The organism is Achromobacter dolens (assembly GCF_902859745.1).
In the GTDB taxonomy this organism is placed as follows: Bacteria; Pseudomonadota; Gammaproteobacteria; order Burkholderiales; family Burkholderiaceae_B; genus Achromobacter; species Achromobacter dolens.
Genome location: NZ_CADIJW010000027.1, coordinates 12,179 through 34,801, shown reverse-complemented (window position 1 = coordinate 34,801; position 22,623 = coordinate 12,179). Strand labels below are relative to the sequence as shown.

The 22,623-nt window shown below is 68.6% G+C and carries 24 protein-coding genes; 8 read left to right on the top strand and 16 right to left on the bottom strand.

The genetic code is table 11. The annotated features are described in order from the left end of the window. Positions 1-71 precede the first annotated feature (71 nt). The 11 genes from metC to pcp form a co-directional block, all read right to left on the bottom strand. Positions 72-1,277 carry a cystathionine beta-lyase gene (gene metC, locus HV783_RS18335; RefSeq protein WP_175189623.1) on the bottom strand — a complete coding sequence of 402 codons (1,206 nt, stop codon included), beginning with the start codon at positions 1,275-1,277 and terminating at the stop codon, positions 72-74. After that, positions 1,274-1,900: a cysteine dioxygenase family protein gene (locus tag HV783_RS18330; protein WP_047990843.1), complete on the bottom strand. Its 627-nt coding sequence runs from the start codon at positions 1,898-1,900 to the stop codon at positions 1,274-1,276. The genes metC and HV783_RS18330 overlap by 4 nt, the downstream gene beginning before the upstream one ends. A 25-nt stretch (positions 1,901-1,925) precedes the next feature. Further along, entirely contained in the window at positions 1,926-2,777 is an 852-nt protein-coding gene (locus tag HV783_RS18325; RefSeq protein ID WP_175189622.1) for an amino acid ABC transporter ATP-binding protein, read from the bottom strand. Beyond that, complete coding sequence (locus tag HV783_RS18320; protein ID WP_054504219.1) at positions 2,764-3,582, bottom strand: amino acid ABC transporter permease; 819 nt, start codon at positions 3,580-3,582, stop codon at positions 2,764-2,766. The genes HV783_RS18325 and HV783_RS18320 overlap by 14 nt, the downstream gene beginning before the upstream one ends. Beyond that, positions 3,572-4,309: an amino acid ABC transporter permease gene (locus tag HV783_RS18315; protein ID WP_054416961.1), complete on the bottom strand. Its 738-nt coding sequence runs from the start codon at positions 4,307-4,309 to the stop codon at positions 3,572-3,574. Before HV783_RS18315 ends, HV783_RS18320 begins: the two co-directional genes overlap by 11 nt. Further along, positions 4,306-5,550, bottom strand: coding sequence for an aminotransferase class I/II-fold pyridoxal phosphate-dependent enzyme (locus HV783_RS18310; RefSeq protein WP_175189621.1), 1,245 nt, complete (start codon positions 5,548-5,550; stop codon positions 4,306-4,308). Before HV783_RS18310 ends, HV783_RS18315 begins: the two co-directional genes overlap by 4 nt. Positions 5,551-5,611: 61 nt before the next feature. Next, the gene (locus HV783_RS18305; protein ID WP_054504221.1) at positions 5,612-6,472 is read right to left on the bottom strand and encodes a transporter substrate-binding domain-containing protein; all 861 of its coding nucleotides are present in this window, start codon (positions 6,470-6,472) and stop codon (positions 5,612-5,614) included. A gap of 31 nt (positions 6,473-6,503) precedes the next feature. Then, positions 6,504-7,343 (bottom strand): transporter substrate-binding domain-containing protein, encoded by an 840-nt coding sequence (locus tag HV783_RS18300; protein WP_054416957.1) that lies wholly within the window; start codon positions 7,341-7,343, stop codon positions 6,504-6,506. Between the two features lie 105 nt (positions 7,344-7,448). Continuing rightward, positions 7,449-8,474: a Bug family tripartite tricarboxylate transporter substrate binding protein gene (locus tag HV783_RS18295; protein ID WP_081004540.1), complete on the bottom strand. Its 1,026-nt coding sequence runs from the start codon at positions 8,472-8,474 to the stop codon at positions 7,449-7,451. Positions 8,475-8,623: 149 nt separating this feature from the next. Continuing rightward, a complete protein-coding gene (locus HV783_RS18290; RefSeq protein WP_175167969.1) occupies positions 8,624-9,511 on the bottom strand; it encodes an alpha/beta fold hydrolase in 888 nt (295 codons plus the stop codon). 13 nt (positions 9,512-9,524) lie between these two features. Continuing rightward, positions 9,525-10,172 carry a pyroglutamyl-peptidase I gene (gene pcp, locus HV783_RS18285; RefSeq protein WP_054430555.1) on the bottom strand — a complete coding sequence of 216 codons (648 nt, stop codon included), beginning with the start codon at positions 10,170-10,172 and terminating at the stop codon, positions 9,525-9,527. 93 nt (positions 10,173-10,265) lie between these two features. Between pcp and HV783_RS18280 the strand changes: the two genes are divergently transcribed. Beyond that, on the top strand, positions 10,266-11,192 hold the full coding sequence (locus HV783_RS18280) for a LysR family transcriptional regulator (protein WP_054504223.1): 927 nt from the start codon (positions 10,266-10,268) through the stop codon (positions 11,190-11,192). A gap of 83 nt (positions 11,193-11,275) precedes the next feature. On the opposite strand, the gene HV783_RS18275 is transcribed toward HV783_RS18280, so the two are convergent. Beyond that, a complete protein-coding gene (locus HV783_RS18275; RefSeq protein WP_064525336.1) occupies positions 11,276-12,109 on the bottom strand; it encodes a DUF4189 domain-containing protein in 834 nt (277 codons plus the stop codon). A gap of 305 nt (positions 12,110-12,414) precedes the next feature. Between HV783_RS18275 and HV783_RS18270 the strand changes: the two genes are divergently transcribed. Both HV783_RS18270 and HV783_RS18265 read left to right on the top strand, forming a co-directional pair. Continuing rightward, positions 12,415-12,981 (top strand): hypothetical protein, encoded by a 567-nt coding sequence (locus HV783_RS18270; RefSeq protein WP_054504225.1) that lies wholly within the window; start codon positions 12,415-12,417, stop codon positions 12,979-12,981. A gap of 248 nt (positions 12,982-13,229) precedes the next feature. Continuing rightward, the gene (locus tag HV783_RS18265; RefSeq protein ID WP_175189620.1) at positions 13,230-14,771 is read left to right on the top strand and encodes a hypothetical protein; all 1,542 of its coding nucleotides are present in this window, start codon (positions 13,230-13,232) and stop codon (positions 14,769-14,771) included. 84 nt (positions 14,772-14,855) lie between these two features. Here the strand turns inward: HV783_RS18265 and HV783_RS18260 are convergent, their stop codons facing one another. Next, positions 14,856-15,254, bottom strand: a complete 399-nt coding sequence (locus HV783_RS18260) for a RidA family protein (RefSeq protein WP_100504811.1) — start codon at positions 15,252-15,254, stop codon at positions 14,856-14,858. Positions 15,255-15,394: 140 nt separating this feature from the next. Between HV783_RS18260 and HV783_RS18255 the strand changes: the two genes are divergently transcribed. Both HV783_RS18255 and HV783_RS18250 read left to right on the top strand, forming a co-directional pair. Beyond that, positions 15,395-16,360, top strand: coding sequence for a LysR family transcriptional regulator (locus tag HV783_RS18255; RefSeq protein WP_064525344.1), 966 nt, complete (start codon positions 15,395-15,397; stop codon positions 16,358-16,360). After that, a complete protein-coding gene (locus HV783_RS18250) occupies positions 16,357-16,932 on the top strand; it encodes a hypothetical protein (protein ID WP_064525347.1) in 576 nt (191 codons plus the stop codon). Before HV783_RS18255 ends, HV783_RS18250 begins: the two co-directional genes overlap by 4 nt. Before the next feature lie 26 nt (positions 16,933-16,958). On the opposite strand, the gene HV783_RS18245 is transcribed toward HV783_RS18250, so the two are convergent. Further along, positions 16,959-17,567, bottom strand: coding sequence for a class I SAM-dependent DNA methyltransferase (locus tag HV783_RS18245; RefSeq protein ID WP_054504229.1), 609 nt, complete (start codon positions 17,565-17,567; stop codon positions 16,959-16,961). A 295-nt stretch (positions 17,568-17,862) separates the two neighbouring features. Between HV783_RS18245 and HV783_RS18240 the strand changes: the two genes are divergently transcribed. Next, positions 17,863-19,020: a TGL-type protein-glutamine gamma-glutamyltransferase gene (locus tag HV783_RS18240; protein WP_175189619.1), complete on the top strand. Its 1,158-nt coding sequence runs from the start codon at positions 17,863-17,865 to the stop codon at positions 19,018-19,020. 170 nt (positions 19,021-19,190) lie between these two features. Continuing rightward, positions 19,191-19,859 (top strand): class I SAM-dependent methyltransferase, encoded by a 669-nt coding sequence (locus tag HV783_RS18235; protein ID WP_064525354.1) that lies wholly within the window; start codon positions 19,191-19,193, stop codon positions 19,857-19,859. A 7-nt stretch (positions 19,860-19,866) separates the two neighbouring features. Here the strand turns inward: HV783_RS18235 and HV783_RS18230 are convergent, their stop codons facing one another. After that, a complete protein-coding gene (locus HV783_RS18230) occupies positions 19,867-20,364 on the bottom strand; it encodes a hypothetical protein (protein ID WP_064525357.1) in 498 nt (165 codons plus the stop codon). Positions 20,365-20,463: 99 nt separating this feature from the next. Further along, complete coding sequence (locus tag HV783_RS18225) at positions 20,464-21,348, bottom strand: LysR family transcriptional regulator (RefSeq protein ID WP_175189618.1); 885 nt, start codon at positions 21,346-21,348, stop codon at positions 20,464-20,466. 107 nt (positions 21,349-21,455) lie between these two features. On the opposite strand from HV783_RS18225, the gene HV783_RS18220 reads away from it, so the two are divergent. Next, positions 21,456-22,580, top strand: a complete 1,125-nt coding sequence (locus HV783_RS18220) for a muconate/chloromuconate family cycloisomerase (RefSeq protein WP_020927815.1) — start codon at positions 21,456-21,458, stop codon at positions 22,578-22,580. The last annotated feature ends 43 nt before the right edge of the window (positions 22,581-22,623 follow it).

Below are 22,623 nucleotides of genomic sequence, written 5' to 3'. Positions count from 1 at the left end.
CCGGACAAAGAGGTTGTAATTGCTTCTACATAATCAGAATCCCTAAGGAAACGCAGTCATTTGCATATGCGTCAGGCGCTGCGGCGCAGGCCGTCGCGGACCGCGCCGAAGGCCCGGTCGAGGTCCTCGACCAGGTCCAGCGGATGCTCCAGGCCGATGTGCAGGCGCACCACTTCATGGCCGCCCTGCCACACGCTGTGCTCGGCCAGCCGTTCCGGCGCCGCCTCCAGCGCCAGGCTTTCGTAGCCGCCCCAGGACGCGCCAATGGAGAAATAGCGCAGCGCGTCGATGAAGCGCGCCGCCGCGCCCGGCTGGCCGGCCTTGAACGCGAACGACACCAGGCCGCTGGCGCCGCCGAAATCGCGCCGCCACAGCGCGTGGCCCGGATCCTGCGGCAACGCCGGGTAAAAGACCCGTTCCACATCGCCATGGCGCGACAGGTATTCGGCCACGCTCAGCGCGTTCTGGTGGTGGCGCGCCAGCCGCACGTCCAGCGTGCGCAGGCCGCGCAGCGTCAGGTAGGCATCGTCCGCGCCCACCGCCAGGCCGAGCGCGTCGTAGGTGGCGCCGACCTGCCGCGCCAGCTCGGGGCTGTCGACCGTGACCACGCCCATCATCACGTCGGAATGGCCGGCCAGGTACTTGGTGGCGGCCTGGATCGAGATGTTGGCGCCCAGCGCCAACGGCTGGTAGTAGAGGCCGCCGCTCCAGGTGTTGTCGGTAGCCACCAGCACGCCGCGGCTGCGCGCCTGGGCCGCCAGCGCCGGCAGGTCCAGCACCTCGAACAGCAGCGAGCTGGGCGACTCCAGGTACAGCAGCCGCGTGTTGGGGCGGAAGCGTTCGGCCAGATCGTCGCGGCCGGGCGAGAAGTATTCGACCTCGATGCCGTAGCGCTGCAGCAGCGCCTTGTCGACGCGCCGCACCGGCGAATAGACGCTGTCCGACACCAGCGCGTGCTCGCCCGGCGCCAGCGTGGCCAGCAGCACCAGCACGATGGCCGACAGGCCGGATGGCGCCAGGATGCTGCGATGGCCGCCTTCCAGCGACGCGACCGCCGCTTCCAGCGCCTGGTGCGTGTCCAGGCCGTGGCGGCCGTAGGTGGCGACGCGCTCGCCGGCGGCGCGCTGCGCGTTCAGCGCGGCATGGGTGGCGGTATCGGCGAAGCGCACGGTGCTGGTGCGCACCACCGGCACGTTGACCGGGCCGGCGCCCTGCTTCAAGTCGGGACTGCCGGCATGCACCAGCCGGGTCTGCACGTGGGCGTGATCGAGGCTCATGCGCGCTGCTCCTGGCCCGGCTTCATCTGGGTGGCGTTGTAGTTGACGATCTCGCCGGTGGCCAGGTCGATGCCGATGCGGCCCGACAGCGTCTCCAGCGGCTGCCCATATAGGTGGAAATGCAGGGTCGGCGCATCGCCGGTGACGTGGATGCTGTGGATGTCGTCCGGCAGGAACGACACCGACTGCCCCGGCTGCACCACCACTTCGCGCACCTGTTCCAGCGTGGCGCGGCCGGCCTGCGAGCCGTCGTCGCTGCGGCGGTAGACGCGGTTCAGCTCCTGGCCCGACAGCGCCACGATCACCGCCCAGGTGGTGTGGTTGTGCGGCAAGGTGGTCTTGCCCGGGTTGATCGAGTTCAGGTAGAGCGCCGGTTCGCCGGCGGCGTCGTCGGGATTGAGGCGGTAGCGGGTCGAGGCCCCCACGCCCTGCCCCGGCGCCGGCGGCGCGAATTCGGTGGCGGGAAACAGCGCGCGCTGTTGCGCCAATTGCTCCAGGCGCGTGGTGATCCGCGCCAGCAGGTCGCGCGTCAGCGGCGCGGCGGCCAGCAGGCCGCGGATGTCGGCCAGGGCGTCCTGCACCTGCTGGCGGCGTTCGAGAGTAACGGAAGATTCGGTGGTCATGTCGGCTCCGGGTTGCGGAAAGGCATCACACTGCGAGGCGCAGCGGATCAAAGGTCAGGTAGGCGTCGATCGGATCGGCCTGGGCGCGCCGCGCGGGCGGCTCGGCCGAGGCGCGTTGCAGGAAGGCGCGGGTGCGCTCGCTGTCCGGCCGGCCGAAGATGCGCGCCGGCGGACCGTGCTCGACGATGCGGCCGGCTTCGGTGAAGTACACCGTGTCGCTCACCTCCTGGGCGAAGCGCATTTCGTGCGTCACCAGCACGCAGGTCAGGCCGTCCTGCACCAGGTCGCGTATTGCCGTCAGCACTTCGCCCACCATTTCCGGATCCAGCGCCGAGGTCACTTCGTCGAACAGGATCAGTTCGGGCCGCAGGGCCAGCGCGCGAGCGATGGCCACGCGCTGCTGCTGGCCGCCCGACAGCTCGCCCGGATAGGCGTTTTCCTTGTGGTCCATGCGCACCTTGGCCAGCAGTTCGCGCGCCAGCGCCTGGGCCTGGGCCCGCGGCTGGCCGTTGACCTTGATGGGCGAAATCACCAGGTTCTCCAGCACGCTCAGGTGCGGGAACAGGTTGTATTGCTGGAACACGAAGCCAACCCGCTTGCGCAGGGCGATCAGTTCGGATTCGGTCTTGAGCGCGTCGACCCGCACGCCGCCGACCTCGATCTCGCCGCGCTGCGGCCGCAGCAGGCCGGTGATGCAGCGCAGGATGGTGGACTTGCCCGAGCCCGACGGGCCGATGATGGACACCGCGTTGCCAGGCCGGACCTCGACGTCGATGCCCTTGAGCACCTCGGTCTGGCCGAATGCCAGGTGCACGTCCCGCAGGCTCACCAGCGGGGTGTCGGTCGCGGCGTGGCCGCCGCTGTCAGTGATGCGCATAACGTCGTTCCAGATGGCGCGTCCAGCGCGCGATGGGATAGCAATAGGCGAAGAACAGCGCCAATAGCGTGAAATAGACCAGGATGGTGAAGTCGCTGCGCGCCACCGTGTTACTGGCCACCGTGGCGGTGTCGACCAGGTCGTGCACGCCGACCAGCGAGGCCAGCGAGGTGCTCATGGTGATGCTGGCGTACAGATTCATCCACGACGGCAGCATGCGCCGCACGCACTGCGGCAGCACGATCATGCGGAAGATCTGCGCGCGCCGGAACGCCAGCGACTGCGCCGCCTCCCACTGCGCCTCGGGGATCGACTGGATCGCGCCGCGGAAGATCTCGGCGACGTTGGCGCTGGCCGGCAGGCCCAGCCCGATCACCACCTTGATCCAGTCCGGGAACGGCAGGTTCCAGCCGCCCAGGTTCAGTTCGAACGGGAACACGTAGGTGGTGAAGTACACCAGCACCAGGATCGGCGCGTTGCGGAATGCCAGCACGTAGATCCGCGTCAGGCGCCGCAGCAGGGCCGACGGCGACAGTGACAGCGCGCCCACCACCAGCCCGGCAGCCGTGCCCAGCGCCATGGCCAGCACGCTGATCTGCACGTTCATGCCCAGGCCGCGCAGCAGCGCCGGCGACCAGTGCCACAGGTGCCGCACCGCGGCCGGCGCGCTGTCGGTCAGCGCCCAGGCGACGCCCAGCGCGACCAGCGCCAGCAGCAGCACCACCCACGGATCGCGCAGCAGCGCCCGCCAGCCGCCGCCCGCGCGATGCGCGGCAGCGCCATTCAATACCAGTTCATTGGCCATAGCCGGGCATCCTCAAGCGCGCTTCCAGCCAGCGTCCGCCCACGCTCACCAGCCAGGTCAGCAGGCCGAAATACAGCAGGATCAGCAGCAGCAGTTCCAGCACGTTGTCGCGGTGCGACCAGATCATGATGGACTCGTAGGTCACATCCCCCACCGCGATGGCCGAGGCGATCGCGGTCATCTTCACCAGGTCCACCAGGTTGTTGACCAGCGCCGGCAGCGCGAAGCGCAGCGCCAGCGGCAGCTGCACCTGCGTCAGGATCTGGCGGCGCGAGAAGGCCAGCGAGCGCGCCGCCTCCAGCGTCACCGACGGCACCGCCTCGATGCCGGCGCGCAGCGCCTCGGCATGGAACACGCCCTTGTGCAGCGCCACCACGATCACCACCCACATGAACGGCGTGATCGGGCTGCCGCCGCCCAGCTTCTGGGTGATCAGCATGTTCAGCACCAGGAAGGCGCAATAGAGCTGCACCAGCGTCGGCGTGTTGCGGGTCAGCTCGACGAAGGCCTGCAGCGGCCGCGCCAGCCAGGGCCGGCCGCTGGTGAGGCCGGCCGCGATCAGCACGCCGAACAGCAGGCTGACGGGAATGGTCCAGGCGCACAGTTGCAGCGTCACCAGCAGGCCGTGGCCGAAGGCGGACAGCTCGCCCGGATCCAGCACGAAGCCGTAGTTCAGGCCCAGGGGCTTGAAGAAATGCACCCAGGCCTGCAATGCCTGTTCGATCATGCGGCCGCCTCCAGCGCCGCCGGCCGCAGCGCCGCGACCGCGCGGGCGATGCGCGCGACGGCCTCCGCCACCTTGGCGTCCGAGGCGGCGAACGACAGCCGCAGGTACGGCGACAAGCCATAGGCCGCGCCCCGCACCAACGCCACGCCTTCGGCCTCCAGCAGCCAGTCGGCCACGTCTCCATCGTTGGCGATCACGGCGCCATCGGGCTTGACCTGGCCGATCAGGCCGGCCACGCCGATCCAGGCGAAGAACGAGCCGCGCGGCGCCGTCACGCTCAGGCCCGGCACCGCGCCCAGGCCGTCGACGATCACTCGCGCCCGGCGCGCATAGGCCAGCCGCGCGTTCTCGACGAAGTCGTCGGCCACGCCCTGCAACGCCACCAGCGCGGCGGCCTGGCCCAGCGAACTGGGGCCCGACGACACCTGCGACTGCACCGCCTCCAGCACGCCGATCAGCGCCGCCGGCCCGACGCCCCAGCCGATGCGCCAGCCGGTCATGGCGTAGGCCTTGGACACGCCGTTGACCGCCAGCGTGCGCCCCGCCAGGTCCGGCGCGGCGCGCAGCAAGTGCGTGGGCGCCTCGTCGAACCAGATCTGTTCGTACATCTCGTCCCACAGCACCAGCACCGACGGATGTTCGCGCAGCACCGCGGCCAAGGCCGCCAGCTCGGCTTCGCTGTAGACCGCGCCTGACGGATTGCCGGGGGAATTCAGGATCAGCCACTTGGTGCGCGGCGTCAGCGCCTGGCGCAGGCCCTGCGGCGTGAGCTTGAAGCCATCGGCCTGGGCGGTCGGCGCCAGCACCGGCGTGCCGCCGTTGACCCGCACCGAATCCAGGAAGGTGGGCCAGTACGGCGTCGGCACGATCACCTCGTCGCCCTCGTCGAGCGTGGCGGCCAGGGCCAGGTAGATCACCTGCTTGCCGCCGTTGGAAATGATGACGTTGGCCGACTCGGTCGGCAGGCCGTGGCGCTGGCGGTAGCCATCGGCCACGGCGCGTCGCAGCGCGGCGGTGCCGGCCGTCGGCGTGTACTTGGTCTGGCCTTGCGCCAGCGCCAGCGCGGCGGCGTCCTTGATGGCCTGGGGCGTGTCGAAGTCGGGCTCGCCCGAGGTCAGCACCACGATCGAGCGGCCCTCGGCCGCCAGCCGCGCGGCGCGCGCGCCGGCCGCGGCAATCGGCGACAGTTCCACGCCGCGGACGCGGCGCGCGCACACGCCGGGAAACAGGGATTCAGTCATGACAGGACCTTTCCGGGATTCATCAGGTTCAGGGGATCGAGCGTGTCCCTGGCGGCCGTCGTCATGGCTTGGCCTGGGCCTCGGGGGGAGCGCTGTCGAACTTGCCGGCCTGCGCGTCGGCGTTGGCCTGCTTTAGGTAATCTGCCGGCACGCCGAACCTGTCGGCCTCTTTCACCAGCAGGCCGGACTTGTGCCAGTCGCGGATCACGCCATCGACGAAGGCGCGGGTATCGGCCTCGTTGCGGCGGGTCCAGATCACCGTGGGCGACGGGATCAACTGGTCCGGCGTGGCCAGCTCGAAGCCGTCCCATTCCTTGCCGTTGGGGCCGTGCAGCGTCTCGTACAGCGCCGGCTGGATGTGCACCGACGCATCGCAACTGCCGCCCTTGAGCGCCAGCAGCGATTCAGGGATGTTGCGCAGGCCCTTGACCACCGCGCCGTAAGTCTCCTGCAAGGGCTTGGCGAAATTGCTGCCTTGCGACACGCAGGCCACCTTGCCCTTCAGGTCTTCCCAGCGCTTGATGCCGCTGCGCTTGGACACCATGGCGGCGCCGCCCACGAGGTTGTACGGGGTTGGCGCATAGCTCAGGATCTCGCTGCGTTCCTGGGTCCACTGGATGTTGGCGATCAGCAGATCGACCTTGCCAGCCTGCAGGAACTGCACCCGGGTCGCGGCCGTCACCGGCACCGTCTCCAGCGTGACGCCGAGCCGGGTGGCGATGTCGCGGCCCAGCTCGGTCTGGAAGCCGCCGACCTTGCCGGTGGCCGGATCGAGCAGGCCGAACGGCGGGCTGGCTCCGTCCACGCCCACCACCAGTTTGCCGCGCTGCTTGACGCGGTCCAGGGTGGCGTCGGCGTGCGCCGCCGTCGCCAGGGCCGCCAGCGCCAGCGCGGCGGCCCACTTGATTGCTTGTCTATTCATCGGTCTTTTCCAACACGGGCGGGCGCGAGGCTCAACTGCCCTGCTTGTACTTGTCGTGCAGTTCCTGCAGCAACGGCTGCGGCGGCTGGATGTCCAGGCGTTTCTCGGTGGCGATCAGCCAGCCGCTGCGGTGCCAGCCCTGGATCACCTTGTCGACGGCGGCGATGGTGTCGGCCTCGCCCTTGCGGGTCCACACCACCGAATTGGCCGGCAGCACTTCCGTGGCGATGGGCGCGTGGTAGTCGGCCCATTCGGGATTGGTGCGCAACAGCGGGTGGATCAGGGTCGAATCGTGCACCGCCGCCACGCACTGGCCGCCGCGCAGCGCCAGCAGCGAGTCCGAAGAACTCTTGTAGCCCTTGACCACCGCGCCGTAGTCGGCCTGCAGGGGCCGCGCGAAACTGCTGCCCTGCGACACGCAGACCGGCTTGCCGCGCAGGTCTTCCCACTTGGCGATGCCGCTGTCCTTGCGGGTGGCGGCCGCGCCGCCCACGCGGAAGAACGGCGTCGGCGCGTAGCCCAGGATCTCGGCGCGCTCCGGATTCAGCTCCATCGACGCGATCAGCAGATCGACCTTGCCCGAGATCAGAAACTGGGTGCGGGTGGCGGTCTGCACCTGCACCAGCTCGGCCTTCACGCCCAGGCCCTTGGCCAGTTCACGCGCCAGGTCGGGGTTCCAGCCGACGAGCTGCTGCGTGGCCGGGTCGATCGAGCCGAACACGCCGCCGTTGGCCAATACGCCGATGGTGACGGTGCCGCGTTCCTTGATCTTGTCCAGCGTGGCGTCGGCGTGGGCGCCGGTGGCGCCGGCCGCCAGGGCCAGCGCGACGGCCGCCTGCAGGATACGGCCGGAGATATTGCGAGTCTTCATGTTGTTGTGTCGTAGGCATTGAACGAAGTTCTATGCTGCGGTCCGGCGCCGCACAACACAAAGAAGACTTTCAGATATGAATATGAAACCGCTGTTGCGGCGCGTCTACTGGAGCTTGACGTCGGCCGTGGCGATCACGCGGCGATAGGTGGCGATGTCGTCGCGCACGGTCTGGTCGACCGATTCGGGCGTCGAGGCGGCGATGGCGAAGCCCAGGTTCTCCAGCAGCGTGGCGGTCTCCGGTTCGCGCAGCACGGCCACCACGTCGCGATGGATGCGCTCGACCAGCGCGCTCGGCGTCGAAGCCGGCACCACGAAGCCCTGCCAGCTCTCGACCGCGTAGTCGGCCAGCCCCGCCTCCTGCATGGTCGGCACCTCGGGCAGCGCCTTGGAGCGGTACGGCGTGGTCACCGCCAGCGCCACCAGCTTGCCCGAGCGCACGTTCTCGGTGGCGGCGGCCAGCGTGATCAGCATGGCGTCCACATGGCCGCCCAGCACATCCAGCGTGGCCGGCCCGCCGCCCGGATAGGGAATCTGGTTGGTCTTGGCGCCGATGCGTTCGTTGAGCAGTTCCACCGCCAGGTGCTGCAGGCTGCCATTGCCGCCAGGCAGCGCCAGCGAGATCTCGCCGGGCCGGCTGCGCACCAGCGCCACGAATTCCTGGAAGGTCTTCACGCCCAGGCCCGGGCGCACGACCAGCAACTGCGGATTGACCACCGCCTTGGTCACGCCGCGCAGATCGCGCAACGGGTCGTACAGCGGCTTGCCGGGTTGCAGCGCGTTCAGCGACAAGGCGTCGCCGCCCAGCAGTAGCGTGTAGCCGTCGCCGCGCGCATGCGCCACCGCGGCATTGCCGATAGCGCTGCTGGCGCCGGGCTGGTTCTCCACCACCACGCTCTGCCCCCACTTCTCGCTCAGCTTCTGCGCCACGGTGCGCGCCAGCTTGTCGGCGCTGCCGCCGGCCGCGATCGGCACGATCAGCTTGACCGGCCGGCTCGGATAGCGCGTGGCGTCGTCGGTGGCGGCCGGCGCGGCGCCGGTCATGTTGCTCAACAAACCCGCGCCCACCACCACGCCGCCGGCCAGGCCGAGCGCGGCCTTCAGTACGGATCTGCGTCGATTGCCCATCATCCTGCTCCCTGCGGAAATTCCAAGCAGGCCAGGATAGGAGCGCGCCGCGCGCCGGACAAATACCGATGCGCAATGTGGAAATGCCGGGGCGGCCCTTTGCCGGGGCGGCCCTTGCCGGGGCGGCCGTCTGCCGCGGCGGTCGCGCCCGGCTACGCCAGGAACGCCAGCATGCGCCGCGCCAGTTCGCGCGGCTGCTCCTCCGGCAGATAGTGGCCGCAATCGGCCAGCACCCCGCCGCGCAGGTCGCGCGCCAGCGGCCCCAGCGCCTCGTACAGATCGGGCGCGCTGCCGTGTTCGCCGCCCAGCGCCAGCACCGGCTGCGTCAACGGCGTCTCGCGCAGCGCCTGGTTCTGCTCGGCCGACTGGTGCGCCGCGCGGTAATAGCCCAGCATGCCGCGCAAGCCGCCCAGCGTCTGGTAGACGCGCTCGTACTCATCCAGGTCGGCGCGGCTGAACACGCCCGGCTTGTTGGCGGTCTTGCGGCTGAAGAACCACTCGATCAGCACCCGCTCGCGTCCCTGCAACAGCGCTTCGGGCAGGTCCGGCACGGTGTTGAAGAGGAAATGCCAGCGCTTCCAGTTGTCCGGTCCCAGCTCGAAGCTGGCGGGCAGCGTCACGCCGGGGATGTTCGCGTCCAGCAGCACCAGGCGCTCGACCTCGTCGGCGTGGCGCGCCGCGTAGGGATAGGCGATCCAGGCGCCGATGTCGTGCCCGGCCAGCGCGTAGCGCGTCAGCCCCAGCGTGTGGAACAGCGCCCGCAGGCGCTCGCCCGCCGCGCGAGTGTCGTAGCCGTCCAGCGGCTTGTCCGAGTCGCCCTGCCCGGGCAGGTCCACCGCATAGAGGCGGAAGTGCGGCGCCAGCAGGGGCATGACCCGGCGCCACGCGTACCAGCTCTGCGGAAACCCCGCCAGCAGGACCAGCGCCGGCCCGGCGCCGCCTTCCACCACGTGATAGCCCAGGCCGTCCACCCGCACCTGCCGGTGGCGGAACGGCACGCCGTCCAGCGCGAAGGCGTCGGCGTCGTTGAAGGTATCCATCGTCCGTCTCCTTTCAATGCAGCGCGCCGCCGCCTTCCTTGACATCCGCCGTGACGGCCAGCGAAGTCGCCACCATCACCTTCACGCCTTCGATCAGCGTCTCCAGCGCCAGGCTGGGCTGGCCGGGATGATGGGCCGCCATCTCCGGCAGGTACGGCACGTGCACGAAGCCGCCGCGCAACGCCGGACGCTCGGTGGCGATGTAGTGCGACAGGCCGTAGAAGATGGTGTTGCAGTTGTAGGTGCCCGCCGTCGACGACACCGACGCCGGCACGCCCGCGCGCCGCAGGTCGCGCACGATGGCCTTGATCGGCAGGGTCGAGAAATAGGCCGCCGGGCCGCCCGCCACCACCGGTTCGTCGATCGGCTGGCGGCCTTCGTTGTCGGGGATGCGCGCGTCCACCACGTTGATCGCGACGCGTTCGATCGACACGTCGCCGCGGCCGCCCGCCTGGCCCAGGCAGATCACCAGGTCCGGTTGCGTGTCCTCGATGGCCTGGCGCAGCACGCCCACCACCTTACCGATCACGCACGGCAGTTGGCGCGCCACCAGGGTGGCGCCGGCCACTTGCGCGCCATCGAGCCGCCGCGCGGCTTCCCAGGAGGGATTCAGGGTTTCGCCATCGAACGGTTCGATGCCGGTAATCAGTACGGTCGTCATTGCGCAGTCCTTCGATTCCATTGCTGCCAGCCATGGTAGGACCGCGCCATGGAATTGTTGAAATCCATAATCGCTATTCGTATTATTGATGGCATGAATCTTTCCGCCGTCGACCTGAACCTGCTGGTCGCCTTCGAGGCGCTCTACGACACCCGCAACGTGACCCTGGCCGGCCAGCGCATCAACCGCGCCCAGCCCTCGGTCAGCAGCGCGCTGGGCCGCCTGCGCCTGCTGTTCCAGGACGAGCTGTTCCTGCGCACCGCCGACGGCATGCAGCCCACGCCCAAGGCCGTCGCGCTGATGCCGGCCGTGAGCGCGGCGCTGGACCAGATCCGCCAGGCGCTGGCGCAAGGCGCCGGCTTCGATCCCCAGGCCGCCGCCGGCCGCCGCTTCACCGTGGCGGCCAGCGACTACGCCGACGTGGTGATCGTGCCGCACATCGTCGCGGCGCTGCGGCGCGACGCGCCCGGCATCGACCTGCGCATCGCGCGGCTCGACCGCGCCGCCCTCTACGAGCAACTGGACAACGGTAGCGTCGACCTGGCCATCGGCGGCCACCTGGCGCCGCCCAAGCGCATGCTGCGCGAACGGCTGTACCAGGAACACTTCGTCTGCATCGCCGACAGGCAGCATCCAGCGCTGCGCGGCCGCAAGCTGGACCTGGCGCGCTACGTGGCGCTGCCGCACGCGCTGTTCACGCCCAGCGACGACGGCTCGGCGCGCGGCGTGGTGGACGCCAGCCTGGCGCGGCTGGGCCAGCGGCGCCGGGTGGCCTGCACCTTCGCCCACATCGTCGCGCTGCCGCACGCGGTGCAAGGCACCGACCTGGTGGCCACGCTGGCGCGGCGCGCCGCCTTGCGGCTGGCCGGCCCCGGCCTGACCCTGCGGCCGCTGCCGCCCGAGGTCGACCCGGGCCCTTTCGATATCGACATGGTGTGCAGCCGGCGTGCGCCCGGCGACGCGGCGCTGGCGTGGCTGCAACAGGTGGTCCGCGACGCCGCCGCGCGGCTGGCGGATTGACCGGGCGCCCATGAAAAAAGCCGGCCCCCTGTACGGGAGCCGGCTTGGCGTGCCGGGCGGCGCGCTGCCGCCTCACGGCGATCTCAATTGGCTTTTTCGTCCTCGCCGGCATAACCGCTGATGTAGGGACGGCCCGAGCAGCGCACCATCGCCACGCAATTGGGCAGGCCGCTCTTGGCGCTGCAGGTGTTGCGCGCCGCATCGCGCGCCGCCTTCGGATCCGGATCGAGCGCGGTGTAGCTGGTGCCGCGCCCCTTCACGCCCTTGGCCCAGGCCATGCCGACGCAGGTGTCGCGGTAGGTCAGCACCTTGGTGCAGCCCGTGCATTCATCCCATTCCAGCAGTTGGTTGAGGGCGTCCTTCTCATTGGGGTAGCCGTCCGAGTACGTCAGGTCGCCCGAGTCCTTCTCGGCGACGGCGCCCCAGTATTCGCGGTCGTTGAGCTTGGCGGACAGAGCTTCCAGCTCGGCGGGCGTGGCCCTTCTGGCCGCTTCCATGTCCTGCGCGCTGTAGCCCGGCCCGACGCACAGCGGCATCGTGGTCAACCAGCATTTGCCGTTGGGGCTGCCGGCGGTGCAGCGTCGGATCGCCTTCTTGGCCGCCATTTCCGGCGACACGCTGTTGCCGGGGAACAGGTCGTTCGAGGTATTGCGGGCATAGGTCATGCAACTGTCCGAAAACCAGCTCAGCGATTTGCAGTCCTTGCCGCCGCCCTTGCGGCAGGCCGCCAACGCCGCCGCTTCGGCCGCCTTTTCCGAATCCTCGGGCAGCGCCCAATAGATCTTGGCGTGCTTGCCATCCGTCGCAATGCCGCCATACAGTTTGTCGGCGTGCGCCTGCGGCGCGAACAGGCCGGCCATCAACGCCAGCGCGCCGAGCGCCGCGCGGATGGTCGGGGAAAATCGGGCAAATAGCATGGTCAGTGTCCGGATCGGGTGGATTCAGCGGCCACGATCTTAGCAAAGCGGATCGGTCGGTCCGTCCCCTTTGCCAATACGACGCGGGCATATTGAGTAACAAATTTCACCATTGGCGCAAGGAAGCTGGCCCCGTTTATCGGTAAAAATGGCGGACATTTCGTAAGCAGGCTGTCAGTCTGCAATCATTCTCCCGTCGCAGGGCTGGCCACCCCGGCCTGTCACGAAGAGAAACAAAACGCCTGGCGCCCGGCCCGCAATCGCAGCCGCCGCGCCCGACCGACACGGAGCGCCGACCACAAGCCATGATCTTCCCCTCGCCCCTTTCCGCCCGCCGTCCGACGCTGCGCCTGGCCGCCAGCCTGATCGCCGCCGCCAGCCTGGCCGGATGCGCCCCGATGCCCTCCGGCGGCAGCTCCTCGTTGCCCTCGCTCAGCCGGGTCTTCTCGGAAGGCCTGTCGTTCTCGCCCAGCGTCAACGTCGCCCGCAACATGCAGGGCCGCTCGATCAACGACGCCATCGCGGCGCTGGGCGAGCCGTCCCGGAAACGCGCCGTCGGCAACACCATGGAACTGGAGTGGTCCGACTACCAGGCCGCGCCTTACCAGGAATGGGTGACGACCGGCACCAGCCAGCAGGTCGTCGGCATGATCCCGGCCACCAACACGACCGCCGCGACGCCGGTATTCCAGCAAAGCACCAGCGGTTATTACCAGGGCCGCACCCGCATTTATGAATGCAAGGTGCTGATGCGCATGAAAGACAGCGTGATTGTCGATTCCACGGTCGACGGCAACGTCTGCCCGGAATTCATCGCCGCGCTGCGTAAATGGGCCGGTGAAAATGAAGCGAAGAATTATGTCGTGAAATAAGGCCCGCGGCGGCGCATGACAGGCGTCGCCCGCGCGCATCGATTATCTCGCGATGCCTGGCATCTGTTTTGTCGACATTATTTTGGGAATCCCCCAAAGCTGTCACTTAACTGAATATAAATGCCTTCAAAAAAGCAAAAATAAATATCACCGGCAGATTAATTTTTCGCCGCGCCCGCCGTTAGTCATGGTGATACTCCCCGGCAAGCCTCATTGGGCAGTTGTTGCCCGCCAGGACTACCACTGACATGACCACGATCTCCAGCTACACCCCGCCGCTCGTCATCGCCCCGCAGGCGCCGGCGACCGGGGTGTCCCGCGTCACCACCGTCAACCGCAGCCCCGACATCCCCGCGTCCACCTCGGTGACGCTGGGCCAGCCGACCAACGTGCTGACCTATTCTCCCGAGTCGGTCGCTGCCGGGCAGGTGCAGGAACCCGACGCGCTCTCCTCGCTGATGTCCGACAACGTCCGCGCCTCCTCGCTGACCGGCCAGTTCAAGGGCCTGGCCGCGGCCCTGCTGGGCCGCATGCAGAACGATGGCGGCAACTACGCGCTGACGATCCCCTCGGCCCGCGCCGCCGCCCCGGTGGACGGCATCGCCGCGCCCCAGGGCGCGGCCGTGGCCGACAACTCGGTCTCGCTGCGCATCACCACCGCCAGCGGCGCCAAGGTCACGGTGACCCTGGAAAGCAATGAAAAGGGCCTGGGCGTGCAGATCGACGTGGGCGATGCCAAGCTCACCGAAGAAGAACGCAGCGCCATCGCCGGCCTGTCCAAATCGTTCCAGGACGCCGTCGATGGCCTGGCCTCGGTGCCGCCCAAGCTGGCGCTGGGCGCGCTGGCCAAGTTCAACACCAGCGTGCTGTCGTCGGTGTCGCTGGAAGCCACGGTCGGCGCCGAGGGCCCCGACCGCGTCAGCTTCAATTTCCAGGCCGACGCGGGTCAACGCTCGCTGACGGTCAAGACCGTGGCCGGCTCGGCCCAGATCAACGTCGACGCCAGCCAGCCCAGCCAGTTCGGCAGCGCCCAGCAGCAGACGACCGCCATCAACAACTACCTGAGCAAGTTCGACAGCGCCCAGAAGCGCGGCGAAGGCGATGCCACGCTGATGGCCCTGTTCAAGTCGGGTTTCGCGGACCTGCACAAGAGCTACGGCGACTGGGCGCCGGAAGGCAAGACCACGACGCGCCTGGGCATGCCGGCCGAAGTGCATCGCACCATGCTGTCCGGCCTGGCCGACTTCTCCGCCTCGATCAACCAGGCGCCGGTCGCGTCCAATCCGTTGCAGCCGCGCGAATTCGACACCTTCTCCTACGAGACCTCGCAGAACACCACCTCCAGCGGCCGGCCCCAGCTCGACCTGGCGATCACGCAACAGCAGCAATCGTCGCTGAACGCCAGCTTCCACCGCGCGCTCTCGCCCGATCAGAAGCTGAACCTGACCAAGGACCCCGAGTCGCAGAACTACGCGTTCCACCAGATCCGCGACGATTACAGCAACCGCACCGACATCGCCTACGAAGACGGCGAACTGGCCAAGGCCTCGTTCACCGAGTCCAGCACCATGTCGACCCTGGTGAGCAAGTTCATCAAGGGCAAGCTGGTCGACCAGAGCCGCATCACGCCCACCACCCAGACCCGCACCCAGGACCTGATGGGCCTGCTGCGCGCGGCCGACCTGACCAGCCACCGCGACGACACCCGCACCCCGCGCGACCAGGTCGAGGCCGACCTGATCCGCAAGCAGGAAGACCTGGCGCAAGCCGTGGCGCGTCTGCGCGGCTGATACGACGAGGCACGCAAAACGGGGCAGGCCCGGCGATCCCGCCGGCCTGCCCCGTCGCTTTTCTTGCCCCGCCGCCAGGGCCGGCTAGGCGTCCCGCGGCAGTTTCGCGATCACCTTGATCTCGAAATCGAAGCCGTACAGCCAGGTCACGCCAACCGCCGTCAGCGTCGGATGCGGCGCCTGGCCCCAGTATTCCGGCACCACCTGCCAGATGGTCTCGAAGCGGGACGCCGGATCCACCATGAACACCGTCACGTCAATCACGTCCTCGAAGCTGGCGCCCGCCGCCTTCAGGATCGCGTTCAGGTTGTCGAACGCCTGCCGCACCTGCGCCTGCAGATCGGGTTCGGGCGAGCCGTCCTCGCGGCTGCCCACCTGGCCCGACACGAACAGAAAGCCATTCGACCGCACCGCCGGCGAATAGCGGTTGCGTTCATACAGCGCCTGGCGCCCGGCCGGAAAAACCACATCACGCGTTGCCATACTCATTCTCCTGTCCCGGGCCTTGAAGCCCGTATTGATGATGCAGGCACTGTACGGACGGCGCCGCCGCCGATAAACGGGCAAGCCTGTCCATCACTGTTTGTAAAATGCAAACAATCCCCTGATCCCATGGAGTGGCGATGGACCGTTTCGACGCAATGCAGGCCTTCGCCCGCGTGGTGGAAACCGGCAGCTTCACCAAAGCGGCCGAGACGCTGCACATGAGCAAGACCAGCGTCACGCAACTGGTGCAGCAGCTCGAGGCGCGATTGCGCGTGCGCCTGCTCAACCGCACCACCCGCAAGGTCAACGTCACCGCCGACGGCGCGGTCTACTACGAGCGCGTGCTGCGGCTGCTGGCCGACATGGACGACGCCGAAACCAGCCTGTCCGTGGCCGCGTCCGTGCCGCGCGGCCGCCTGCGGGTCGACGTGCCCAGCCCGCTGGCGCGCATGATCCTGGTGCCCGCCCTGCCCGCCTTCCACGCGCGCTACCCGGATATTCAGCTCGACATGGGCGTGAGCGACCGCATCGTCGACGTGATCGGCGAAAACGTCGACTGCGTGGTGCGCGGCGGCGAACTGACCGACCAGTCACTGATGGCGCGGCGCGTCGGCGACCTGCAATTGCGCGTCTATGCCGCGCCCGCCTACCTGCAACGGGCCGGCGCGCCCGCGCATCCGCGCGACCTCGAGGACAGCCACCACCGCATCGTCGGCTTCCTCTGGTCGCGCAGCGGCAAGCCCCTGCCCTACGCCATGCGGCGCGGCGACGAACGCGTCCACGCACACGGCCGCTACGTGGTCGCGGTGGACGACGGCAACGCCTATCTGGCGGCGGGCCTGGCGGGCATGGGCGTGCTGTGGCTGCCCGACTACATGGCGCGCGAACATGCCGCGCGCGGCGAGCTCATGCCGCTATTCGAGGACTGGCAACTGGACCCGATGCCGCTCTACATCGCCTTCCCGCCCAACCGCCACGTCAGCGCCAAGCTGCGGGTGTTCATCGACTGGGTGGCGGAACTGATGACCGAGTATGCGCCGCTCGAATTCGCGCGCCTCCCCCCGCCCACCACAATACGGCAATCGAAGAGGCCAGGCCAATGAGCGAATGGAGCGAGATCAAGGCGCGCTTCAAGCGCCCGCTAAGTGCACTGTTCCTCTGCCTGATGCTACTGATTTTGTCCCGCGATCTCTTCGACGCCGCGAACAAGGCGTACCTGCCGCCCGATCCCGCCACGCTGCACGCCGTCGTCGTGCGCGTGGACAAGTTGGCCGGATGCCCCTACACGCGGACCGCCAGCTCCCGGCAGAACAGCGGCTACAGGCCTCTTTGCTATTTCTCGAACGACTATCCCGACGTGGCGTTCGAGGCGGGCGCCGTTGTGACCGGCCTCGTCCTGCCACGGACCTTGGAACTGCTGACCGACCGCGAGCCGAACGACCTGAAGAACGTCTACGAGGGCCAGATGTTCAGCGTGCACGTGCCCATCAGGGTTCATGGGGTGCGCCAGATGGACGGCAAGGTGTTGTGGGATCCGGTGGCCACCTACGATAGCGCCTGGTCCAACAAGCAGCGCAAGAAGGCGTATGCCTGGCTCGTGGTGCTGATCGCGCTGGGCTGCGCCGCCTACGCCTTCCTCAGGATCCGGGCGATCCTGCGCGATCCGCATCTATGACCTGACGGCCCGTCGCCCCGCCTGGCTCAGGTCCGCCTGGCCAGCCACACCGTCGCGTTGCCGCAAGCGGCGTCCCATTCGACGTGGCGCAATACCTCGAAGCCGTTGGCCGCGAGCAGCTCGCGGTATTCGGCGCTGTCCAGGCTGCCGTGATAAAGCGGCTGGCCGTCGAGCTGGCCGATGGCCTCGCCCAGCGTCGTGCCGCTGGTGAACATCAGCGCCGCGCCCGGCGCCGCCAGGCGCCGGAACTGCGCGAACATGGGCCGCTGGTCCTCGGGCGACAGATGGAAAAAACTGTGCCACGCGATCAGGCCGTCGAACGGCCCGGCGCAAGGCAGTTGGCGCATGTCCGCGGCGATCCACGCCTGTTCGGGAAAGCGCGCGGCGGCGCGCGCCAGCAATGCGGTCGAACTATCGACACCGGTAATCCGGCAGCCGTGCTCGATCAGGTGGCCGGCGATCGGCACGCCGGTGCCGCAGCCGATGTCCAGCACCCGCGGCGTGGCCGTCGGCAACGCCGCCAGGAAGTCGGCCAGCCAGGCGCGCTCGATCAACGCGGCGCCGCGGTCGCGCTCGAACGCCGCCGCATGCGCCTGATACAAGGCCATCACGCCGGCGGACAAGGGATGGATCATCTGCGCGTCGCCTCCCGACGTCAATCCAGTCTCGGACCGGCACCGTGCCGGCCTGTCATGCCAGGCGCCGGATGCCCTAGCGCGTGACAGCGCCATGACAATCTTGCGGCTGGCGAGCCGTATTCATACAGCTGATATTAAGGCATCACCCCTACAATCGATCAGACCCCACGGGATGGCTTCCACGAGCCGGCACGGCCTGAAACAGATATTCACGCGCCTTTGCAGCTTGACGGGAACTCTGCCCCGTGTGCGCTTATCCATAATCTGTCCGTTGTCTTCCGGTTCGTATTCCATGCCGTCATCCCCGCAGCAGCCTTCTCCCGATCAGGGCGGAATTGTCATCCACGCCGCCGAGGCGTTGGAAACGACGCAACGCTTCCTGTCCGACCTTGGGCTGCGCGCCGCCACCAATTGCCAGGCGCGAACCGGCGCCACCGGCGTGCATGCCGCGCTCACCCCTGGCTTCGCCGCCAGCTACCTGCCCGACCACGACACCACCGGCGTGGCGCGGGCGCTGAGCCTGCGCACCGACGCCAACGAAGCCGACCTGGACCGCGAGATCGTGCTGGCGATGCTGGCCAGCCCGGTCGCCTTCGACTTCCCCAGCGTGGCGGAACTGGCCTCGGCCGTGCGCATCCGTCGCTACATCGTGCAGGCCGCCGGCAAGACCGCGCTGGCCTTCGACACCGAACACGCCGAGCGGCCCGAGGACTACTGGACCTACGACGAGGTGCGCGGCTTCACAGTGTTGCCGGGCCGCTCGCTGATCGACGGGCTGCGCAAGGCCACCCAGCCCGAGGCCTCGGGCCAGTTGTATTCGTTCTCGTGCTACCGCGCCACCGAATACGTCACCGTGCTCGGCATCGCGCAGGAACTGCAGACCGCCAACCCCGAGCTCGGCCGCCGGCTGCAGCGCCAATGGGAAACGCGCGCGGTCATGTCCGGCAGTTTCCACGACACCTTCCTGCACGAATACGGCGCGCTCGACGCGCCCTTGCCGCAGCGTTTCTACGTACCGGGAGACAGGCTCTGGTTCCGCAACCCCGACGCCGAATCGTCGGACGTCGAAGGCTACGAAGGGTCCTGGGTGTTCTACCTGGGCGGCGGCCTGTTCAACAATTTCTGGGAACGCGGCGCGCCGTACACGCTGACGTCCAAGTGCGTCGAGATCTACCACTGGCGCCACGGCCTGCGCACCGACGCCGCGGGCAAGCGCCATATCGATGAACAGATCGTCAAGGAACGCGTGCACGAGACCCTGGCCGACCCCGAGGCCACCGCCATCATCCTTGAACGCATGATGCGGATCCGCGACCCGCAGGGCGTGTACGCCGAAGGCGGCTGCATCGACGCCACCCGCGAGCGGGTGCGCTGGGTCCGCCCCGGCCATTGCGATATCGTGCTGCCGGACTTTCCCGGCGCGGCGCGGGCGCTCTCCATCGCGGCCTGAATTCCCCAAGCCGCTCGGCTTGAATCTCCCTGCGGGCGGCGGTCCCCGAGTCACCCCCAAGGCCGGTCGCGGTCGTCGCCACGCCGCTTGACGCCGGGGCCATCATGCAACATCATATGTTTCATGATAACGGCGCGCCGCCCTGGCCGCCGTCCCGCCCGGAGTCATCGATGTCCTTTACCAATACGCCCGGCGCCTCCGACGACTACGCCGAACGGGTCGCGCGCCACGTCCCCGGCCTGCGCGACCTGCACCGCATGATCGGCCTGCTGATGACCGAGCAGGCGCCGGACGACGGCCGCCTCCTGGTACTCGGCGCCGGCGGCGGGCTGGAGCTGCGGACGCTGGCCGAGACGCGGCCAGGCTGGCGCCTGGACGGCGTCGATCCGTCGGCCGACATGCTGCGCCAGGCCACCGCCACATTGGGCGACCTGGCCCCGCGCGCCGCGCTGCACCAGGGCTATATCGACGACGCGCCCGAAGGCCCTTTCGACGGCGCCACCTGCCTGCTGACGCTGCATTTCCTGCCCGCCGCCGAACGCCTCAGGACCGTCCGTGAGGTCGCGCGCCGCCTCAGGCCCGGCGCGCCGTTCATCGTCGCCCACCACAGCTTTCCGCTCGAACGACGCGACGCCTGGCTGGCGCGCAACGCCGCCTTCGTGGTGGCGGCCGGCGTGCCCGCCGAACAGGCGCGCAGCGGCATGCAGGCAATGCGGGAAAAGCTGCCCGTGCTGGCGCCCGAAGCCGATGAAGCCTTGCTGCGCGAGGCCGGTTTCACCGACGTCGAATTGTTCTACGCGGCGCTGACGTTCAAGGGCTGGGTCTGCCGCAAGGCATGACGCGCGGCTAGCGTTTGCCGAAGTCCTTCTGCTTGAAATCGGTCTCGCCGCGATACCCGTACAGACGCGAAACCGCCTGGAAATCCTCGGGCGAGAAGCCGGCCCAGGAATAGTTGCGCACGTTCTTCTTGCTCTGCGCATCGCGCACGTAGAAAGACAGCGACGCTTTCTGCTCGGGCACGTTCACCGCCTTGTGCAGCGACGGCACGAATTCATATTGCGACGTGGGGTAGGTTTTCTTCACGCCCAGCAGCGTGCCGACCTGGATTTCGCTGTCGCTGAAGGCGTATCGGTTCACGAACACATAGTCCTTGCGGACCGCCAGGAACACGACCAGCGCCAGCGCCACGGTGGCCAGATAGAAGCCCGGCGTATTGATGTCGCGGTCGACCGTGTAGCGGTAGGCATAGTTGAATACCAGCGACAGCAGGCCCACGGCGATGACCAGTTGCCCCAATTGGGAAAACAGCCATTTGGCCTTGTGCTGGATGTTGACGGTCAGCATTGCGAGAGTCCCTATGACGGTTGTTATTGGAAGCACGGGAATGGCAAGCGCGTAGTGTGCCGCAAGCGGCCGGGCTGTAACCGTTCCGTCTACGCTTTGTTACCCCTTGGCCAATCGCGCCGCCAGGGCCAGCGCCTGCGCCAGGAACGGCGAGGCGTCGTCCTTGCGGTAGCTGGCGATCACCGGCGACACGAAGGCCTCGGCGTCGATGCGCACGTGAGCCACGTCGCGCCGCTGCAGGCGCTGCACCGAGGCCGGCACCACCGTCACGCCCAGTCCGGCCGCCACCAGGCCGATGGCGGTCTGCAGCTCGTTGGCCTCCTGCGCCACCTGCGGCGCGTGGCCGGCGGCGCGGAACAGGTCCAGCACATGGTCGGCGAAGTTGGGCCGCGGCCGCGCCGGATACAGCAGGAACGGCTCCTGCGCCAGCCGGTCGACCGACACGCTGTCGCAGCCGGCCAGCGGATGCCGCAGCGGCACGGCGGCCATCAGCGGCTCGGTCATCAGGACACGGCGCTCGATCGCCGGATCGTCCAGCAAAATGCGGCCGATACCCAGGTCGATGCGGCCGGCCTTGAGCGCCTCCAGTTGCGGCAGCGTGGTCATTTCCATCAGCCCGACCTCCACCTGCGCGTCGGCGCCGCGCAATTGGCGGATCAGCTCGGGCACGAAGCCGTATAGCGTCGAGGGCACGAAGCCGATGCCGAACCAGCGCCGCCGCGCCTGGCCCAGCCGGCGCGTGCCCTCCAGCACTTCGTCCAGCCTTGCGGTCAGCAGCCGCGACTGCTCCAGCAGAAAGCGCCCGGCCTCGGTCAGGCGCAGGGCGCGGGTGGTGCGTTCGAACAGCGCGACGCCCAGTTCCTCTTCCATCTGGCGGATCTGGCGGCTGAGCGGTGGCTGCGCCATGTGCAGCGCTTCGGCGGCGCGGGTGAAGCTGCCCTCGCGCGCCACCGCCTGGAAGTAGCGCAGGTGCCTGAGTTCCATGGTTTATCCAAACCCTGAAGGTATAAATGGAGACCCATATAGTCTTGGACTTGGCGATCTAACGCAAGCGATACTGCACGTCACCTGAAGAACCTGCTCTGGAAAGTATGAATCCGGTAACGATAAACTCGGTCGAGGCGATCCTGGTGGATCTGCCGACCATCCGCGCCCACCAGCTCGCCATGGCCGTGATGCAGCGCCAGACGCTGGTGATCGTGCGCCTGCGCTGCAGCGACGGCATCGAGGGCATCGGCGAGGCCACCACCATCGGCGGCCTGTCGTATGGCGAGGAAAGCCCGGAAGGCATCAAGCTGGCCATCGACACCTACCTGGCGCCGGCGCTGGCCGGGCTGGACGCGGCCAACATCCACGCCGCCATGCGGCGCCTGGAAACCGTGGCGCGCGGCAACCGCTTCGCCAAGTCGGCGCTGGAAAGCGCGCTGCTCGATGCCCAGGGCAAGCGCCTGGGCGTGTCGGTCTCGACCCTGCTGGGCGGCGCCGTGCGCGCCAGCCTGCCGGTGCTGTGGACCCTGGCCAGCGGCGACACCGCGCGCGACATCGAGGAAGCCGAATCGCTGCTCGCCAGCCGCCGCCACAACACCTTCAAGCTCAAGGTCGGCCGCCGCGCCGTGGCCGACGACGTGGCCCACGTGTCGCGCATCAAGCAGGCGCTGGGCGAGCGCGCCCGCGTCACGGTGGACGTGAACCAGGCCTGGAACGAGGCCGACGCGGCCGGCGCCATCGCGCGCCTGGAAGCGGCCGGCGTCGACCTGATCGAACAACCCATCCCGCGCGCCAACCTGGCCGGCATGGCGCGGCTGGCGGCGCGCTTCGTGGTGCCCATCATGGCCGACGAAGCCGTCAACGGCCCCGAGGACGCGCTGGCTATCGCCCGCCTGGGCGCGGCCGACGTGCTGGCGCTGAAGATCGCCAAGTCGGGCGGCATCCACGAAATGCTGCGCACCGCCGCCGTCGGCGACGCCGCCGGCATGTCGCTGTACGGCGGCACCATGCTGGAAGGCTCGGTCGGCTCGATCGCATCGGCCCACGGCTTTGCCTGCCTGCCGCGGCTGTCGTGGGGCACCGAACTGTTCGGCCCGCTGCTGCTCAAGGACGACATCGTCGCCAACCCGCCGCGCTACGCCGATTTCGAGATGGAGATCCCCACCGGCCCGGGCCTGGGCCTGGAACTGGACGAAGACAAACTGGCTTTCTATCGCAGGGACCGCTGACGCGCCCTGCCCCACGGTTGTTCCCGCGCGCCGGCCACGCATC

What these genes read in the sequence shown, in the direction of transcription:
- HV783_RS18250 (WP_064525347.1), top strand. Translation starts at nt 16,357, where the DNA reads ATGAGCGAATGGAGCGAGATCAAGGCGCGCTTCAAGCGCCCGCTAAGT.
- HV783_RS18255 (WP_064525344.1), top strand. Translation starts at nt 15,395, where the DNA reads ATGGACCGTTTCGACGCAATGCAGGCCTTCGCCCGCGTGGTGGAAACC.
- HV783_RS18320 (WP_054504219.1), bottom strand. Translation starts at nt 3,582, where the DNA reads ATGGCCAATGAACTGGTATTGAATGGCGCTGCCGCGCATCGCGCGGGC.
- HV783_RS18230 (WP_064525357.1), bottom strand. Translation starts at nt 20,364, where the DNA reads ATGCTGACCGTCAACATCCAGCACAAGGCCAAATGGCTGTTTTCCCAA.
- metC (WP_175189623.1), bottom strand. Translation starts at nt 1,277, where the DNA reads ATGAGCCTCGATCACGCCCACGTGCAGACCCGGCTGGTGCATGCCGGC.
- HV783_RS18305 (WP_054504221.1), bottom strand. Translation starts at nt 6,472, where the DNA reads ATGAATAGACAAGCAATCAAGTGGGCCGCCGCGCTGGCGCTGGCGGCC.
- HV783_RS18325 (WP_175189622.1), bottom strand. Translation starts at nt 2,777, where the DNA reads ATGCGCATCACTGACAGCGGCGGCCACGCCGCGACCGACACCCCGCTG.
- HV783_RS18310 (WP_175189621.1), bottom strand. Translation starts at nt 5,550, where the DNA reads ATGACTGAATCCCTGTTTCCCGGCGTGTGCGCGCGCCGCGTCCGCGGC.
- HV783_RS18275 (WP_064525336.1), bottom strand. Translation starts at nt 12,109, where the DNA reads ATGCTATTTGCCCGATTTTCCCCGACCATCCGCGCGGCGCTCGGCGCG.
- HV783_RS18225 (WP_175189618.1), bottom strand. Translation starts at nt 21,348, where the DNA reads ATGGAACTCAGGCACCTGCGCTACTTCCAGGCGGTGGCGCGCGAGGGC.
- HV783_RS18270 (WP_054504225.1), top strand. Translation starts at nt 12,415, where the DNA reads ATGATCTTCCCCTCGCCCCTTTCCGCCCGCCGTCCGACGCTGCGCCTG.
- HV783_RS18260 (WP_100504811.1), bottom strand. Translation starts at nt 15,254, where the DNA reads ATGGCAACGCGTGATGTGGTTTTTCCGGCCGGGCGCCAGGCGCTGTAT.
- HV783_RS18295 (WP_081004540.1), bottom strand. Translation starts at nt 8,474, where the DNA reads ATGATGGGCAATCGACGCAGATCCGTACTGAAGGCCGCGCTCGGCCTG.
- HV783_RS18315 (WP_054416961.1), bottom strand. Translation starts at nt 4,309, where the DNA reads ATGATCGAACAGGCATTGCAGGCCTGGGTGCATTTCTTCAAGCCCCTG.
- HV783_RS18245 (WP_054504229.1), bottom strand. Translation starts at nt 17,567, where the DNA reads ATGATCCATCCCTTGTCCGCCGGCGTGATGGCCTTGTATCAGGCGCAT.
- HV783_RS18300 (WP_054416957.1), bottom strand. Translation starts at nt 7,343, where the DNA reads ATGAAGACTCGCAATATCTCCGGCCGTATCCTGCAGGCGGCCGTCGCG.
- HV783_RS18265 (WP_175189620.1), top strand. Translation starts at nt 13,230, where the DNA reads ATGACCACGATCTCCAGCTACACCCCGCCGCTCGTCATCGCCCCGCAG.
- HV783_RS18240 (WP_175189619.1), top strand. Translation starts at nt 17,863, where the DNA reads ATGCCGTCATCCCCGCAGCAGCCTTCTCCCGATCAGGGCGGAATTGTC.
- pcp (WP_054430555.1), bottom strand. Translation starts at nt 10,172, where the DNA reads ATGACGACCGTACTGATTACCGGCATCGAACCGTTCGATGGCGAAACC.
- HV783_RS18290 (WP_175167969.1), bottom strand. Translation starts at nt 9,511, where the DNA reads ATGGATACCTTCAACGACGCCGACGCCTTCGCGCTGGACGGCGTGCCG.
- HV783_RS18280 (WP_054504223.1), top strand. Translation starts at nt 10,266, where the DNA reads ATGAATCTTTCCGCCGTCGACCTGAACCTGCTGGTCGCCTTCGAGGCG.
- HV783_RS18220 (WP_020927815.1), top strand. Translation starts at nt 21,456, where the DNA reads ATGAATCCGGTAACGATAAACTCGGTCGAGGCGATCCTGGTGGATCTG.
- HV783_RS18235 (WP_064525354.1), top strand. Translation starts at nt 19,191, where the DNA reads ATGTCCTTTACCAATACGCCCGGCGCCTCCGACGACTACGCCGAACGG.
- HV783_RS18330 (WP_047990843.1), bottom strand. Translation starts at nt 1,900, where the DNA reads ATGACCACCGAATCTTCCGTTACTCTCGAACGCCGCCAGCAGGTGCAG.